Source organism: Yersinia vastinensis, from assembly GCF_902726565.1.
Lineage (GTDB): Bacteria > Pseudomonadota > Gammaproteobacteria > Enterobacterales > Enterobacteriaceae > Yersinia > Yersinia vastinensis.
This window is the reverse complement of the sequence record NZ_CACVAF010000015.1, coordinates 25,810-41,029: the sequence shown is the minus strand read 5'-3', so window position 1 is coordinate 41,029 and position 15,220 is coordinate 25,810. Positions and strand designations below refer to the sequence as shown.

The following is a 15,220-nucleotide window of genomic DNA, read 5'->3' as shown; positions in this document are numbered from 1 at the left end:
ATCAGAGCGCTGTCTTCTTTTTTCCGTGGAATATCAGATAGCCCTCTAAGTATCCATTACTGGCATTTTCAGCTGAAAATAGCATGAAGATCCTGTAATTAACCTTAACGTTGCCAGCCGTTTTTTACCAATATTAACGTGTTCGAGCTGTAATCTTGCGTACATGCCCGCATTTATTGCCGTGCTAAACGCCCGGTAGAAGGCACAAAATCAGTATTAGAACGCCATGGATTGATATCTAGCCCTCCGCGGCGAGTATAACGAGCATAGACTGACAGGGTTTCGGGCTGACAAAAACGCATAATGTCAGTGAAAATACGTTCGACACACTGCTCGTGGAATTCATTATGGTGGCGGAAAGAGACCAGATAGCGCAGCAGTGCTTCGCGGTTAATCTGTGGGCCGGCATAGCTGATTTGTACTGAGCCCCAATCCGGTTGATGGGTTATCAGACAGTTAGATTTGAGCAAGTGGCTGACTAAGCTCTCTTCTACTCGATTTTCACCCGCCGCATCCTGCAAATAATCAGCACTGAATTCATAGTTTTCGATACGGATATCCTGCTGATCCAGACACTCTCCAGCGAAATTGGCAATGGGTTGGTGGGTTATTTCGTCCAGATGATATAGCGAGACGCTGACATCACCTTGTGCACAGGCGGCCAAATCCTGCTGCAAAGTGGCTCGTACACTTTCCCAATCGGCAAAAACGGTTTGGTTAAAACTATTGAGGTAGAGTTTAAAGCTTTTGGATTCAATTAGATTAAGACTATCTGCATTCAGACTTATTTCACCGACGGCAACCTGCGGTAGGCCATTGCTGTTTAGCCAAGACAATTCATATAAAGTCCAGATATCCGCGCCATGAAAGGGCAGGTTATCTGGATATAAACCGAGAGGTTCACGATTCATGCTACGTGGTACAGCTTGAAGTAAGCTGGCGTCATAGTGATCGCGGTAAGCGGTTGGCTTGCCCAGCGTCAGTTCCGCCAGAGCCTGATGGTCTTGATATGAAGACATGCTGTTTCCATGATAAGAGATAGGTACAATAGCGACAGTTTATCAATTTATGCCGCGTTTAACTGCATTTCTGAAAGTCGGGTTCCCCACTTTGGTGCAGCGCAAGTCGCCGCAATACTGAGAGTAAGAATGGACCAGAATGTTTCAACGGCACTCAATAGCTTTACTCAACGCTATATTGATTTGTGGCAGCAGCAATCAGGGCATCCCCCGGCGAGCGAAGAGCTATATGGGGTGCCTTCACCCTGCATAGTGAACACGCAGGATTCACAAGTATTTTGGTTACCTCAGCCGTTTGTTGCCGATGCGACACTCGCCAACATTGAACGGGCACTGGAAATTCAACTTCATCCAGATATTCATGAGTTTTATACCCAGCAATATGCGGGTGATATGACCGCAGATTTGGGTGATCGCCGCTTTACCTTGCTGCAAGTATGGAGCGAAGATGATTTTATCCGCTTGCAAGAGAATCTGATTGGTCATTTAGTGACACAAAAAAGATTGAAGCTGTCGCCGACACTGTTTCTAGCGACCACAGAATCTGAAATGACCATGGCCTCACTCTGTAATGTGAGTGGTAATGTGATACTTGAGGAGTTTGGGAGTGGTAAACGAACATTGCTGGCTTCAACACTCGCTCATTTTTTGGATGCATTACGACCAGTAATGCCTGAATAAATAGATGGTTATTGTTTATTCATACAGAGCCGGTGTGAGAGATCTCGCACACCGGCTGTGAGACATCACTTCTATTCTTTTTATGTGAAATTATTGTATTGGATTTATCTTCAATAAAATCATTTTGTTATAAATATTCATTTTTTCATAAATAAACTCGCCCATCTCATTATCCTTACAGTACCTTGTCTCCCTTTGTTGATTAAGCGATCCTTTATTCGCTGGATAGGATCTGGCGGAGAGGGATGGCATCAGGATGGTGCGACTTCAGGATGAAGAACACAGGGACTGCTTAGGATGAGTGAAGGGATGTTTCCGGATGAAACCAAGGACACCTCCAGGATGGAGATTGAGAGCCAACTCAGGATGATTGGTGGGTTAGGATAACCTTAGGATTGGCACTGGGATGGTGTAGCAGAACGCGACGGATTGCTGGTTAGGATAACCGCACGGAAAAGTTTTCAAGGAACGAGCAGGGAGCATCACTTTTAGCTGGATTGCTATGAAACGAATCGAGGGGTACTGGTAAAACAGTACCCCTTTTTTTATCTGTATTTTGCTTAATCCGAGCCTGTAATCTGGGGTGGGAGTTTGGGCATCTCCTGCTTCAATGGTATGCTTGGCCGCCGTTGAGCCAGCTTGGCGAATAGTTGTTTTTTGGGTTGAGAGCATAATCATGAATACAGAAAATCAGGTGCGTCAGAGCCTACAGAATATCGAGTTTGCTATGCGGGAAATCGATCTCTGGCAGACTGTGCCGCCACAAGCAGAAGCTTTTGAAAGTAATGAGCCTTTCAGCATTGATACCATGGATGCAGAACAGTGGCTGCAATGGGTATTAATTCCTCGGATGTATGCATTGCTGGAATCAAGAGGGCCACTCCCAACACGTTTTGCGATCACCCCTTATTTTGAAGAGGCCCTGAGTGGTGATGGCCGCCCAGATTGCACAGTACTGCTGGTTGAATTACAGCGCCTTGATGATTTGCTAAATAAAGAAAGTGACTAATGCTGGAAATACTCTATCAAGATGAGCATATCGTTGCGGTTAATAAACCCGCAGGTTGGTTGGTGCACCGCAGTTGGCTAGATAGCAATGAAACCGTATTTGTGATGCAAACCGTGCGTGACCAGATTGGTCAGCATGTCTATACCGTCCATCGCTTGGATCGCCCAACATCGGGTGTGTTGTTGATGGCGTTATCCAGTGATGTGGCACGCACTCTGTCAATACAATTTGAGCAACACCAAATCCAAAAAACATATCATGCGGTGGTCCGTGGATATGTCTTAGACGATGGCACTATTGATTATGAAATGACGGAAGAGCTGGATAAAATCGCGGACAAATTTGCCAGACCCGATAAAGCCCCTCAGCCTTCAGTCACTCATTATCAGCCCTTGGCTCAAGTAGAAGTCCCCGTGGCGATTGGGCGTTATGATACAGCCCGTTTCAGCTTAATGGAGTTGAAGCCGGAAACAGGTCGTAAACATCAACTTCGTCGGCATATGGCACATATTCGCCATCCTATCATCGGTGACAGCACCCACGGAGACCTACGTCAGAACCGGGGTATTGCGCAGCATTTTGACTGTTCGCGCTTGATGCTGCATGCCAGTCATTTGCAACTGAACCACCCGGTCACTGGCGAGCCTCTGACTCTGACTGCGCGCTGGGATGAATCTTGGCAACAGTTGATGTCACATTTTGGTTGGTTGGGTATTGCCCCTCATCTTGAAAGGGTTGAGTTTCCAGCGCCCGCGGGTCAGGATAGTGAATTAATTTTTTAGTCAAAAGGAAATATCTTTTATGGCCCAGGTCGGGATTTTTGTCGGCACTGTCTACGGTAATGCGCTGCTAGTTGCAGAAGAAGCTGAGAATATACTGAAAGAGCAGGGGCACGAGGTAAAAGTGTTTGATGAGGGGACATTAGAAGCTTGGCAGTATTATCGTCAACATTATGTGCTGGTGGTGACCTCAACCACTGGGCAGGGTGATTTTCCAGACAGCATTGCCTCACTTTTTGTCGCCGTACGAGATAAAGTTGGGTTTCAGCCAGAACTGCGCTATGGCGTTATTGCGCTGGGTGACAGCAGTTATGATAATTTCTGTGGCGCTGGGCGGGCGTTTGACGAATTACTGCAAGAGCAGGGTGCGACAAGAATTGGCGAAAGATTGGAAATTGATGCCATTGAACATCCTGAGCCAGAAGTGGTTTCAGCGCCGTGGGTAGAACAGTGGGGGCATTTGCTGCAATAAGTCGCACTTTTTCAGCAATAACTCGGTGTTCGAATTTGGTGTTGCAGGAGTGATTGCAATATTCACTGACCTGCAACTCCAATAATTTTAGATAGATAAAAATTCCTACCAGATTTAGCGGCCGCTGGTCAGCTTTTCCAAGTCAGATTCGATTTCAGAAATCTTATTGGCAACAACGCTTTCTAAGTGACGTAAGTCATCCAAAATTTTACGTTTCAAATCAACTTCAATTTGATCACGTTTGCATAATTGATCAAGTTCATCAATGACATAACGTAGGTTAGGGTTAATTTCATTGATTTCTTTGTAACCATGACCCGCATTATCAGCAACCACTGTTTTACGCTGGCGTGGGTATTTGAATTTCACACTCTTAGCAAAAAATTCGCCTTTATCTTTGCGGAAGTAAATTTTCAGAATGTCGTTATTGGCCTCCTGACGCAGGCTATAGCGATCGACATCTTCTGGTTGTGTGATCCCTAAACTTTTCAGATTGTCATACATAGCGCCACCTTTTTGGTTTTATATTCCACAGTTTATGATTATGACGGTAAGTTTCGCCAAAATATGTGATTACAGGCGATATCTTATACATTTGAAGCCGTTTACAGCTTCATTTACGTTGAATATACAATGCTCAAGGCAAAAAAATAGCGGGGATTAGCCCGCTATCTATAATCTTAGTCTATGGTACGCAATAACTCATTAATACCGACTTTTCCACGGGTCTTCGCATCGACTTTCTTCACGATAACCGCGCAGTACAGGCTGTAGCTGCCGTCTTTCGATGGCAGACTACCTGAAACGACCACTGAGCCTGCTGGAACTCGGCCATAATGGACTTCACCGGTTTCGCGATCATAGATGCGGGTGCTTTGGCCGATAAATACGCCCATAGAGATAACAGAGCCTTCTTCGACGATAACCCCTTCAACCACTTCTGAGCGTGCGCCAACAAAACAGTTGTCTTCAATAATGGTTGGGTTAGCTTGCAATGGCTCCAATACACCACCAATACCTACGCCACCGGACAGGTGAACATTCTTACCAATTTGCGCGCAAGAACCCACGGTTGCCCAAGTATCGACCATCGTACCTTCGTCAACGAAAGCACCAATGTTGACATAAGAAGGCATCAGGACAGTATTACGGGCAATGAAAGCACCTTTACGCACGGTAGCCGGAGGCACTACGCGGAAGCCTTCTTTTTGAAAACGAGCTTCATCATAGCCAGCAAATTTCATTGGCACTTTGTCGTAGTAACGGGTTTCAGCGCCTTCCATAACCTGGTTATCATTGATGCGGAAAGACAGTAATACTGCCTTTTTTAACCATTGGTGGGTTACCCACTGGCCGTCAATTTTTTCTGCCACTCGCAGGGCGCCGGTATCCAGCAGGTCAATCACATGGTTAATCGCTTCGCGCGTTATGGTATCTACGTTGGCTGGAGTAATATCGGCACGACGCTCGAAGGCGGTTTCAATAACATTCTGTAGTTGCTGCATCCTGGTCTCGTTCCTGATGTTATACCCGTCAGACTTGTTGCCACAGCAGTGTTAGCTGCAGCGCCAATGACTCTGGGTGGTCAATTGTAAGAAAATTAATCGCTAAAAAGTTATTTGTATCACAGTTTATCGTTCGGATTGAGGGTATCTGTCAACCGTTGTGCTAATTCACGACGAGTTTCAAGGCTCAATGCCCGGCGATCTTTATCCGCTAACACAAACAAATCCTCTACTCGCTCGCCAATCGTGGTAATACGCGCACTATGCAAGGATAATCCTAAATCTGCAAAAATCTCGCCAACACGCGCCAGCAAACCCGGTTGGTCTAGTGCAATTAACTCCAAATAAGTTCGACGCTCATTGTGGGTTGGCAAGAAATTGGTTTCGGTTGGCACACTGAAATGCCGCAATTTAGGTGATAACCGCCTGACTCGCGGGTGTTGATAGTTCGGCTGCGTCATCGCCTGTTGTAAGGCATGGCGGATAATCGGATGCCTATCTTGTGCCAGCGGGCTACCATCTGGCTCTAGCACGATAAAAGTATCCATTGCCATACCATCACGGTTAGTGAAAATCTGTGCATCATGAACACTCAGATTACGACGATCTAATTCACCAACAACGGCGGCAAATAGCGATGGGCGGTCAGGGCTCCAGATAAATATTTCGGTCCCTCCGCGTGTCGCCTGACGGCTAATCAGAACCAGAGGCTTGGTGGAGTCATGCTCAAGCAAATGACGGGCATGCCAAGCTAACTGATTAGGTGAGTGTCGCAGGAAGTAGTCGGCCCGACAACGGCTCCAGATTCGATGCAGTGCTTCTTCATCAATATTATCCATCCGCAGTAGTGCTAGCGCCTGTAGCCGATGATGGCGTACGCGCTCACGCAGATCCGGGCTGTTTTGCATACCCCGGCGTAACTGTTTTTCTGTGGCGAAATAAAGTTCGCGTAACAGGCTTTGTTTCCAGCTATTCCACAGATTCTCATTGGTGGCGCAGATGTCAGCCACAGTTAGGCTAACCAAATAGCGCAGGCGAGTTTCGCTTTGCACCTCCGCGGAGAATTGTTGGATCACCGCTGGATCCTGAATATCCCGACGTTGAGCGGTGACTGACATCAATAGATGACAGCGGACTAGCCAAGCGACAAGCTGGGCTTCGCGGGAATTTAACCCATGCTGCTCGGCAAATTCCAAAACGTCGTGAGCGCCTAGAATTGAGTGGTCACCCCCACGGCCTTTGGCGATATCGTGGAATAGCGCGGCAAGCAGTAATAATTCTGGCTGAGGCAAGCGCGGGTAAAGCTCTACGCAAAGCGGATGGCGTGGCCGCGTTGTTTCATCGGCGAAACTTTCGAGCTTGAGTAGCACTCGAATCGTGTGCTCATCAACGGTATAAGCATGGAACAGGTCAAACTGCATTTGCCCGACAATACTGCCCCATTGCGGCATATAGGCCCACAAAACACTGTGGCGGTGCATTGGTAATAATGCGCGGGAAACCGCGCCGGGGTGGCGTAAAATTGCCATAAACAGCTTACGGGCTTCAGGGATGTTGCATAAGGGTTGCTTCAGATGCCGGCGGGCATGACGTAAACGGCGCACGGTGGTGGAGTAAATCCCTTTGATATCCTGATTGCGCACCATCAAGTAGAACATGCGCATAATGGCTTCAGGTTGTTGAACAAAGAGGTTTTCATCACGAAGGTCTATTAAATCCCCGCGTAACTGAAATTCATCATCCAGTGCGCGTGGTTTTTCATTGGTATCCAGCGCCAGTATGGCCTCATCAAACAACTGCAATAACATGTTATTCAGTTCACTGACCCGGCGCGTCATACGATAAAAATCTTTCATCATATGTTCGACGGGCTCATTACCTTCCCCCTGATATTGCAAAAGCTGGGCAACGCTCAGTTGGCGGTCAAATAACAGACGGTTATCGTAACGGGTCAATACCAAATGCAGTGCAAAGCGGATACGCCATAAAAAACTTTGGCTTTCGATAAGCTCATTGCGCTCTGCTTTCGTCAGAAAACCAAAATCAACCATTTCACTTAATGATGTGGCGCCAAAATGGCGGCGGGCAACCCACTGAAGAGTATGAATATCTCTTAATCCACCAGGGCTACTTTTGATATCCGGTTCCAGATTATAGCTAGTGCCGTGGTAGCGTTTATGCCGCTCTTGCTGTTCAACCACTTTGGCGTGGAAAAATTTGGGGGATGGCCAGAAGCTGTCGCTGAAAATGTGTTTTTGCATCTGTAAAAACAGAGCAACATCACCACAAATTAAGCGCGACTCAATCATATTAGTGGCTACCGTGAGGTCGGCTAGCCCCTCTAACAAACACTCTTCCAGTGTGCGGACGCTATGACCAACCTCTAGCTTCAAGTCCCACAGCAAAGTGATTAACTGACCGACTCGCTGAGCATGTTCTTCATTTAAACGCTGTTTGCTAAGGATTAAAACATCGATATCGGATAAGGGATGCAATTCGCCACGGCCATAGCCACCAACGGCGACGAGCGCGGTTTCTGGCACATCATCAAAGCCATAAAATGTCCACAACCGCCGTAGCAGTTGGTCAATATAATCACTGCGTGCAGCAATGAGTGTCTCGGCACTAATTCCGCCATTGAATGCTTCAGCGAGCCAAGATTGGAATATCTCTAACCGCTGTTTGAGTATGGGGCAATTAAGCTCGCTATCAAGGTAGGTACTCGGTAGCGCGGGCTGTTCCGGAATGACCTTCGTTACCGCGAGTGGTGCAGAGTGCTCGGTGTGATTGTCAGACATATATTCCCCGTGGATAAAGAATCCGATGAAAAACGCAGCCCATAAAAAAGCCGGCGGGAGCCGGCTTGTTATAATTACTCGTGCGTTATGATGTTGGGGATGGTGTCATCCTTACGCAACGTCATTATTTCGCAGCCGTTATCGGTTACCACAATAGTATGCTCATACTGTGCCGACAAGCTGCGATCTTTAGTTTTTACCGTCCAGCCATCTTTCATGGTACGAATCCGGTAATCCCCAGCATTGACCATCGGTTCAATGGTGAAAGCCATGCCCGCTTGCAGGATAACGCCGCCATCATCAGCATCGTAGTGCAGAACTTGTGGTTCTTCATGGAAACCTTCACCAATACCGTGACCACAGTACTCACGCACAACAGAGAAATTCTCAGCTTCGACAAATTTCTGGATAGCTTTGCCCAGCGTGCGCAGACGGATACCCGGTTTGACCATTTTGATCGCCAGATACAGGCTCTCTTGCGTCACGCGGCACAGACGTTCCCCGAGAATGGTCGGTTTACCGACAATAAACATTTTTGAGGTATCGCCGTGAAAACCATCTTTAATTACGGTCACGTCGATATTAACGATATCGCCATCTTTCAGCACTTTTTCATCACTTGGAATACCGTGACAAATCACCTCATTTACCGAGATACAAACTGATTTCGGATAGCCGTGATAGCCCAGACAAGCAGAAATAGCCTGTTGTTTATTGGTAATATGGTCGTGGCAGATACGATCCAGTTCACCGGTCGTTACCCCTGGTTTTACGTAGGGTTCAATGATTTCCAGCACTTCAGCAGCCAAGCGGCCAGCAACGCGCATTTTTTGAATATCGTCAGGTGTTTTGATTGAGATTGCCATGCAAAAGTGTCCACAGGGGCCAGCGTGAGGCCGCTGTATAATGAAATAAGTAAAAATGCTGTCGCGTATGGTATCAGCCCTGCAATTTGCTGCCAAACTTTCGTTTGCAGCGCCGAGACTAAATACAACAAAAGTTGGTGTGTTGCGGCTGTTTATGGTATAAAGCGCGCCGGCGAACCGCACTGTGTTCTAATGACAAATGCGTTGTTTAGCCAAGTAATACCAATCGCACTCATATGTGTAAATAACACACACGTGTCGGCACATACACCGGGGTGCCCTAAAGTTTTTGATGATTATCAATCGCTTATGGGGTCGGTGTTATGGGACACGTGGAGGCATAACCCCAACTGATACTATAGAGGTTTTAATCATGGCAACTGTTTCCATGCGCGACATGCTCCAGGCTGGTGTTCACTTCGGTCACCAGACCCGTTACTGGAACCCGAAAATGAAGCCTTTCATCTTCGGCGCACGTAACAAAGTTCACATCATCAACCTGGAAAAAACTGTACCACTGTTCAACGAAGCTTTGGCTGAATTGAAAAAGATCTCTTCCCGTAAAGGTAAGATTTTGTTCGTTGGTACTAAACGCGCAGCAAGCGAAGCGGTAAAAGAAGCTGCCAACAACTGCGACCAGTTCTTCGTGAACCATCGCTGGTTGGGCGGGATGCTGACTAACTGGAAAACAGTTCGTCAGTCCATCAAACGTTTGAAAGATTTGGAAATCCAGTCTCAAGACGGCACCTTTGACAAGCTGACCAAAAAAGAAGCGCTGATGCGTACTCGTGAACTGAACAAGCTGGAAAACAGCCTGGGCGGTATCAAAGACATGGGCGGCTTACCAGACGCACTGTTTGTTGTTGATGCTGATCACGAACACATCGCTATCAAAGAAGCTAACAACCTGGGTATCCCGGTATTCTCTATCGTTGATACTAACTCCGATCCAGATGGCGTTGACTTCATCATCCCAGGTAACGACGACGCAATCCGTGCAGTTAAACTGTACCTGAGCGCTGTTGCTACTGCCGTCAATGAAGGTCGTTCTCAAGATCTGGCCGTTCAAGCGGAAGAAAGCTTCGTAGAAGCTGAATAATAAGTCAGGCTCGGTGTGAGCCCTTATTAACCAGGTATTGAAATATGTTGGTTAGGGGGCCTTTTATAGGCCCCTTTGCGTATCTAATGTGAGATCTTGTTTTCACAAGAGAACCGAGGAAATTGAAATGGTTGCTATTACCGCTGCTTTGGTAAAAGAACTGCGTGAGCGTACTGCCGCAGGCATGATGGAATGTAAAAAGGCGTTGGTTGAAGCTAACGGCGACATCGAGCTTGCCATCGACAATATGCGTAAATCTGGTCAGGCTAAAGCTGCCAAGAAAGCAGGCCGTATCGCTGCTGAAGGCATCATCCTGGCTAAAGTTTCAGCTGACGGCAAATTCGGTGTGATTCTGGAACTGAACTGCGAAACTGACTTCGTTGCTAAAGATGCTGGCTTCAAAGCATTCGGCGAAGAAGTTATCAACGCAGCTCTGGCTGACAAAATCGCTGATATCGACGTTCTGAAAGCTAAGTTCGAAGAACAACGCGCTAACCTGGTTGCTAAAATCGGTGAAAACATCAACATTCGTCGTGTTGCTGTTCTGGAAGGCGATGTTCTGGGGACTTACCTGCACGGCGCACGTATCGGTGTTATGGTTGCGGCAACTGGCGCTGATGAAGAGCTGGTTAAGCACATTGCTATGCACATCGCTGCAAGCAAGCCTGAATACGTTAAGCCAGAAGATGTTCCTGCTGAAGTTGTTGCTCGCGAGCACCAAATCCAGCTGGACATCGCTATCGAATCCGGCAAACCACGTGAAATTGCTGAGAAGATGGTTGAAGGCCGTATGCGTAAGTTCACCGGCGAAGTTTCTCTGACTGGTCAGAACTTCGTTATGGACCCAAGCAAAACTGTTGGTGATTTGTTGAAAGAAAACAAAGCCGACGTTGTAAACTTCATCCGCTTCGAAGTGGGCGAAGGCATTGAGAAAGTTGAGACTGACTTTGCTGCTGAAGTTGCAGCAATGAGCAAACAGTCTTAATGCTAAAAAATGGGGCCGCCAATAGGCGGTTCCATTTTATCCACTTCTAGAATTTAGTCCGTAGACCTTTAGCGCACTTATTGTTGCTCTGAATGTATGACGGTCAAGTCCCCAATACTATTACTGCTGCTTAGGACAGAACACCATGGCAACCAATGCAAAACCCGTATATCAGCGTATCCTGCTTAAGCTTAGTGGCGAAGCCCTGCAAGGCGCAGAAGGTTTTGGTATCGACGCAAGCGTTTTGGATCGCATGGCTCAAGAAGTTAAAGAGCTGGTCGAATTGGGCATTCAGGTCGGTGTGGTCATTGGCGGTGGTAACTTATTCCGCGGTGCCGGTTTGGCACAGGCTGGGATGAACCGCGTAGTGGGCGACCACATGGGAATGCTGGCTACCGTAATGAATGGCCTGGCAATGCGAGATGCGCTGCACCGTGCCTATGTGAACGCCCGCCTGATGTCTGCGATCCCACTTAATGGCGTGTGTGATAATTACAGCTGGGCCGAGGCAATCAGCCTGCTACGTCACAACCGTGTGGTGATTTTTGCTGCAGGTACAGGTAATCCATTCTTCACCACGGATTCTGCGGCTTGTCTGCGCGGCATCGAAATTGAAGCTGATGTTGTGCTGAAAGCAACTAAAGTCGATGGGGTTTACTCCGCAGATCCGGTGAAAAATCCTGACGCGACACTGTACGAACAGTTAACCTATCAGGACGTTTTAGAACGTGAGCTGAAAGTTATGGATCTGGCAGCCTTTACTCTGGCACGTGACCATAACCTGCCAATTCGTGTCTTCAACATGAACAAACCTGGCGCTCTGCGTCGCGTGGTGATGGGTGAGAATGAAGGGACGCTGATCACTAAAGAAGTGACGGCTATCTCTAAATAAGCGACTGCCTGTACTGTCAGGGGGCAATTAGATTGAATACCCGCCCCTTTAGCCAGCAATTGTTGGTTTGTATATTCACCGGCTATACTCAAGCTATGGCCTGCCAAGTAACCAGTTTTCAAGGGTTCACAACGTGATTAACGAAATTAGAAAAGATACCGAAGTACGCATGGAAAAATGCGTCGAAGCCTTCCAGAACCATATTAGTAAGATTCGTACCGGCCGTGCTTCTCCAAGTATCCTTGATGGCATTCAGGTTGAGTACTACGGCACGCCAACCCCTTTGCGTCAGTTGGCTAACGTTGTTGTGGAAGATTCCCGTACTCTGGCACTGACTGTTTTTGACCGTAGCCTTAGTGCCGCAGTTGAAAAAGCAATTATGTCTTCAGATTTAGGTCTGAACCCTTCTTCTGCAGGTACTGTGATTCGCGTGCCATTACCACCGCTGACAGAAGAACGTCGTAAAGACTTGATCAAAGTTGTTCGTGCAGAAGCAGAGCAGGGCCGCGTCTCTATTCGCAACGTGCGCCGTGATGCTAACGACAAAGTGAAAGCCTTACTGAAAGACAAAGAAATTAGCGAAGACGAAGATCGTCGTTCTCAAGATGAAGTGCAAAAATTGACTGATGCTTACATCAAGAAAGTTGATGCAGCATTGGCAGCGAAAGAAGCTGAGTTGATGGATTTCTAATCTTCACTCACCAGGCAGAGCGTCGCTTAGGCGGCGCTTTGTTTTTAGTTCGGTTTACTGCTTTATTGGAAAAATATCTTATTGATAATTTTTCTAATAAAACAATAGGTTATAGGCGCAATAGACTCTCATCAATAAAGCGCCGTAAATTGGGTTTGAGGGTAGTAGTTTTCCGCCTGTCATACAGTTGGTTGATGCCTCACCTATCATAAAAACAGTTATTCAGAGCACTCTCATGAAGCAACTGACTATTCTTGGTTCTACTGGTTCTATCGGCAACAGCACTCTGGGTGTTGTGCGCACTAATCCCGAATTATTCAAAGTTACTGCACTGGTTGCTGGCCGCAATGTCGAGCAGATGGCACAACAATGTCTAGAGTTCGCTCCCCGTTATGCGGCAATGTCCGATGAAACATCGGCTATAGCGCTGCGTCGCCTGTTGGCTGAAAATGGCTCTCGAACCGAGGTTTACTCTGGTGAAAAAGCAGCTTGCGAATTAGCGGCTTTAGAGGATGTCGATCAGGTTATGGCTGCTATTGTGGGTGTGGCTGGCTTGCCTTCTACATTAGCGGCTATCCGCAAAGGCAAGCAGGTCTTGTTGGCGAATAAAGAGTCGCTGATTACTTGCGGCAAGCTCTTTATGGATGAAGTCAAACATAGCCACGCGCAATTGCTCCCCATCGACAGCGAACATAATGCTATTTTTCAGAGTTTACCTGAAAATGTTCAGCGTCAATTAGGCTATTCTTCTCTAAGTGAGAATGGTGTTTCACGCATTATTCTGACAGGCTCTGGTGGCCCACTGCGTGAAATTCCATTATCACAATTTGTTGATGTCACACCGGATCAAGCCTGCGCACACCCTAATTGGTCTATGGGGCGCAAGATATCGGTCGACTCGGCAACAATGATGAATAAAGGGCTAGAATATATTGAGGCTCGTTGGTTATTTAATGCCAGTGCTGAGCAGATGGAAGTGATTTTACATCCTCAGTCAGTGATTCACTCGATGGTCCGCTATCATGACGGAAGCGTATTGGCACAGATGGGGACACCTGACATGCGCACACCTATTGCACATGCGATGGCATACCCGAAGCGAGTTCAGTCCGGTGTTGCTCCCTTGGATTTTTGCAAAATCCGCGAGTTGACCTTTGGTACACCGGATTATCAACGTTATCCATGCCTGAAACTGGCCATCGATGCATGTAATGCAGGGCAGGCAGCCACGACAGCGCTTAATGCGGCGAACGAAATTTCTGTCATGGCATTCTTGGATTCGAAAATTCGTTTCACTGATATTGCTGTTATCAATCGTACTGTAGTTGAACATTTATCGTCACCAGAACCAACCTGTGTGGATGAAGTGCTGATAATTGACCGTCAGGCCCGTGATATGGCAACGAAAGCAATAGCAAAATTGAATAATTAAAAGCCTTATCACCTGATGCGGGAATTTGTTAGGGCTGGGCTGAGATGGTATAGTCAGCACCATCAATGGAGAGATAGACCGTTGATTAACGGCCCAATAGGTATTTAAACCGTCTATTTTGGCTGTCACTTAAGAAGCCGTGACTTGGTACACGGCTTTTTTTGTGCGCTTACTGCCTAATGTTCGGGACGAACAATTGATTTATTGAGGAAATGAGTTCGCATTATGTCGTCTGTAAATGAAGATAGGGCTAACTTGTCCCCACTGACTCCACGTCATGTTGCTATTATTATGGACGGTAACGGGCGTTGGGCTAAAAACCGGGGGAAATTAAGGGTTTTCGGTCATAAAGCGGGAGTGAAGTCGGTTCGTCGCGCGGTCAGTTTTGCTGCTTCTCATCAGTTAGATGCGCTCACGCTTTATGCTTTCAGTAGTGAAAACTGGAATCGCCCTGCTCAAGAAGTCACCGCTCTGATGGAGCTTTTTGTTCGAGCGCTGGACAGCGAAGTAAAAAGTCTGCATAAACATAATGTTCGTTTATCAGTAATTGGTGATATAAGCCGATTTAGTGAGCGCTTACAGCAACGGATTCGTCGCTCAGAAGAGCTAACTGCGAACAATGATGGTCTGAAGCTGAATATTGCAGCCAATTATGGTGGTCGTTGGGATATTATTCAGGGAGTGCGCCACTTAGCTGAACAAGTACAGCGAGGAGAGCTGCAACCCGAAGATATCAAGGAAGAATCGCTAAACTCGTATATCTGCCTACATGAGCAATCTGAGGTAGATTTAGTGATCAGAACCGGTGGTGAACATCGCATCAGTAATTTCTTGTTGTGGCAAATTGCCTATGCTGAACTTTACTTTACTGATGTACTCTGGCCTGATTTTGATGAACATGTCTTTGAAGGTGCGCTGAATGCATTTGCACAACGCGAGCGTCGCTTCGGGGGAACTACACCTATCGATGTCACGGCATCCTAGGGGGAACT

Annotated in this window: 15 protein-coding genes; 10 read left to right on the top strand and 5 right to left on the bottom strand. The window is 47.1% G+C overall.

Annotation, left to right across the window (positions count from 1 at the left end; translation table 11 throughout):
• Window positions 1-173: 173 nt before the first annotated feature.
• Window positions 174-1,019, bottom strand: a complete 846-nt coding sequence (queF, locus tag HUZ92_RS18390) for an NADPH-dependent 7-cyano-7-deazaguanine reductase QueF (RefSeq protein WP_050098104.1) — start codon at window positions 1,017-1,019, stop codon at window positions 174-176.
• 129 nt (window positions 1,020-1,148) lie between these two features.
• Here queF and syd point away from each other — a divergent pair, with 129 nt between their 5' ends.
• The 4 genes from syd to HUZ92_RS18370 all read left to right on the top strand — a co-directional run bounded on the left by syd (window position 1,149) and on the right by HUZ92_RS18370 (window position 3,960).
• A complete protein-coding gene (gene syd, locus HUZ92_RS18385) occupies window positions 1,149-1,700 on the top strand; it encodes a SecY-interacting protein (protein WP_050098105.1) in 552 nt (183 codons plus the stop codon).
• 676 nt (window positions 1,701-2,376) lie between these two features.
• Window positions 2,377-2,709 carry a YqcC family protein gene (locus HUZ92_RS18380; protein WP_050098107.1) on the top strand — a complete coding sequence of 111 codons (333 nt, stop codon included), beginning with the start codon at window positions 2,377-2,379 and terminating at the stop codon, window positions 2,707-2,709.
• Entirely contained in the window at window positions 2,709-3,491 is a 783-nt protein-coding gene (gene truC, locus HUZ92_RS18375; protein WP_050098108.1) for a tRNA pseudouridine(65) synthase TruC, read from the top strand. Before HUZ92_RS18380 ends, truC begins: the two co-directional genes overlap by 1 nt.
• 19 nt (window positions 3,492-3,510) lie before the next feature.
• Window positions 3,511-3,960 carry a flavodoxin gene (locus HUZ92_RS18370; protein WP_145579472.1) on the top strand — a complete coding sequence of 150 codons (450 nt, stop codon included), beginning with the start codon at window positions 3,511-3,513 and terminating at the stop codon, window positions 3,958-3,960.
• Between the two features lie 114 nt (window positions 3,961-4,074).
• On the opposite strand, the gene HUZ92_RS18365 is transcribed toward HUZ92_RS18370, so the two are convergent.
• The 4 genes from HUZ92_RS18365 to map form a co-directional block, all read right to left on the bottom strand.
• The gene (locus HUZ92_RS18365) at window positions 4,075-4,464 is read right to left on the bottom strand and encodes a DUF3461 family protein (RefSeq protein ID WP_005276087.1); all 390 of its coding nucleotides are present in this window, start codon (window positions 4,462-4,464) and stop codon (window positions 4,075-4,077) included.
• Between the two features lie 176 nt (window positions 4,465-4,640).
• The gene (gene dapD, locus HUZ92_RS18360) at window positions 4,641-5,465 is read right to left on the bottom strand and encodes a 2,3,4,5-tetrahydropyridine-2,6-dicarboxylate N-succinyltransferase (protein WP_145579471.1); all 825 of its coding nucleotides are present in this window, start codon (window positions 5,463-5,465) and stop codon (window positions 4,641-4,643) included.
• 119 nt (window positions 5,466-5,584) lie between these two features.
• Window positions 5,585-8,263 carry a bifunctional uridylyltransferase/uridylyl-removing protein GlnD gene (glnD, locus tag HUZ92_RS18355; RefSeq protein ID WP_050098111.1) on the bottom strand — a complete coding sequence of 893 codons (2,679 nt, stop codon included), beginning with the start codon at window positions 8,261-8,263 and terminating at the stop codon, window positions 5,585-5,587.
• A 74-nt stretch (window positions 8,264-8,337) separates the two neighbouring features.
• The gene (gene map / locus HUZ92_RS18350) at window positions 8,338-9,129 is read right to left on the bottom strand and encodes a type I methionyl aminopeptidase (RefSeq protein WP_050098112.1); all 792 of its coding nucleotides are present in this window, start codon (window positions 9,127-9,129) and stop codon (window positions 8,338-8,340) included.
• A 373-nt stretch (window positions 9,130-9,502) separates the two neighbouring features.
• On the opposite strand from map, the gene rpsB reads away from it, so the two are divergent.
• From rpsB to ispU, 6 genes are all read left to right on the top strand, one after another.
• Window positions 9,503-10,228: a 30S ribosomal protein S2 gene (rpsB, locus tag HUZ92_RS18345; protein ID WP_004706703.1), complete on the top strand. Its 726-nt coding sequence runs from the start codon at window positions 9,503-9,505 to the stop codon at window positions 10,226-10,228.
• Between the two features lie 127 nt (window positions 10,229-10,355).
• Window positions 10,356-11,213 carry a translation elongation factor Ts gene (gene tsf / locus HUZ92_RS18340; protein WP_050098113.1) on the top strand — a complete coding sequence of 286 codons (858 nt, stop codon included), beginning with the start codon at window positions 10,356-10,358 and terminating at the stop codon, window positions 11,211-11,213.
• 145 nt (window positions 11,214-11,358) lie between these two features.
• The gene (pyrH, locus tag HUZ92_RS18335) at window positions 11,359-12,105 is read left to right on the top strand and encodes a UMP kinase (RefSeq protein ID WP_025377285.1); all 747 of its coding nucleotides are present in this window, start codon (window positions 11,359-11,361) and stop codon (window positions 12,103-12,105) included.
• A gap of 133 nt (window positions 12,106-12,238) precedes the next feature.
• Window positions 12,239-12,796 carry a ribosome recycling factor gene (gene frr, locus HUZ92_RS18330; protein WP_050098114.1) on the top strand — a complete coding sequence of 186 codons (558 nt, stop codon included), beginning with the start codon at window positions 12,239-12,241 and terminating at the stop codon, window positions 12,794-12,796.
• 235 nt (window positions 12,797-13,031) lie between these two features.
• Window positions 13,032-14,228, top strand: coding sequence for a 1-deoxy-D-xylulose-5-phosphate reductoisomerase (gene ispC / locus HUZ92_RS18325; RefSeq protein ID WP_050098115.1), 1,197 nt, complete (start codon window positions 13,032-13,034; stop codon window positions 14,226-14,228).
• 225 nt (window positions 14,229-14,453) lie between these two features.
• On the top strand, window positions 14,454-15,212 hold the full coding sequence (gene ispU / locus HUZ92_RS18320; RefSeq protein ID WP_050098116.1) for a (2E,6E)-farnesyl-diphosphate-specific ditrans,polycis-undecaprenyl-diphosphate synthase: 759 nt from the start codon (window positions 14,454-14,456) through the stop codon (window positions 15,210-15,212).
• Window positions 15,213-15,220: the final 8 nt, after the last annotated feature.

Excerpts from the sequence above, each read along its gene's own strand:
- queF (WP_050098104.1), bottom strand. The coding sequence starts at position 1,019 with ATGTCTTCATATCAAGACCATCAGGCTCTGGCGGAACTGACGCTGGGC.
- syd (WP_050098105.1), top strand. The coding sequence starts at position 1,149 with ATGGACCAGAATGTTTCAACGGCACTCAATAGCTTTACTCAACGCTAT.
- HUZ92_RS18380 (WP_050098107.1), top strand. The coding sequence starts at position 2,377 with ATGAATACAGAAAATCAGGTGCGTCAGAGCCTACAGAATATCGAGTTT.
- truC (WP_050098108.1), top strand. The coding sequence starts at position 2,709 with ATGCTGGAAATACTCTATCAAGATGAGCATATCGTTGCGGTTAATAAA.
- HUZ92_RS18370 (WP_145579472.1), top strand. The coding sequence starts at position 3,511 with ATGGCCCAGGTCGGGATTTTTGTCGGCACTGTCTACGGTAATGCGCTG.
- HUZ92_RS18365 (WP_005276087.1), bottom strand. The coding sequence starts at position 4,464 with ATGTATGACAATCTGAAAAGTTTAGGGATCACACAACCAGAAGATGTC.
- dapD (WP_145579471.1), bottom strand. The coding sequence starts at position 5,465 with ATGCAGCAACTACAGAATGTTATTGAAACCGCCTTCGAGCGTCGTGCC.
- glnD (WP_050098111.1), bottom strand. The coding sequence starts at position 8,263 with ATGTCTGACAATCACACCGAGCACTCTGCACCACTCGCGGTAACGAAG.
- map (WP_050098112.1), bottom strand. The coding sequence starts at position 9,129 with ATGGCAATCTCAATCAAAACACCTGACGATATTCAAAAAATGCGCGTT.
- rpsB (WP_004706703.1), top strand. The coding sequence starts at position 9,503 with ATGGCAACTGTTTCCATGCGCGACATGCTCCAGGCTGGTGTTCACTTC.
- tsf (WP_050098113.1), top strand. The coding sequence starts at position 10,356 with ATGGTTGCTATTACCGCTGCTTTGGTAAAAGAACTGCGTGAGCGTACT.
- pyrH (WP_025377285.1), top strand. The coding sequence starts at position 11,359 with ATGGCAACCAATGCAAAACCCGTATATCAGCGTATCCTGCTTAAGCTT.
- ispC (WP_050098115.1), top strand. The coding sequence starts at position 13,032 with ATGAAGCAACTGACTATTCTTGGTTCTACTGGTTCTATCGGCAACAGC.
- ispU (WP_050098116.1), top strand. The coding sequence starts at position 14,454 with ATGTCGTCTGTAAATGAAGATAGGGCTAACTTGTCCCCACTGACTCCA.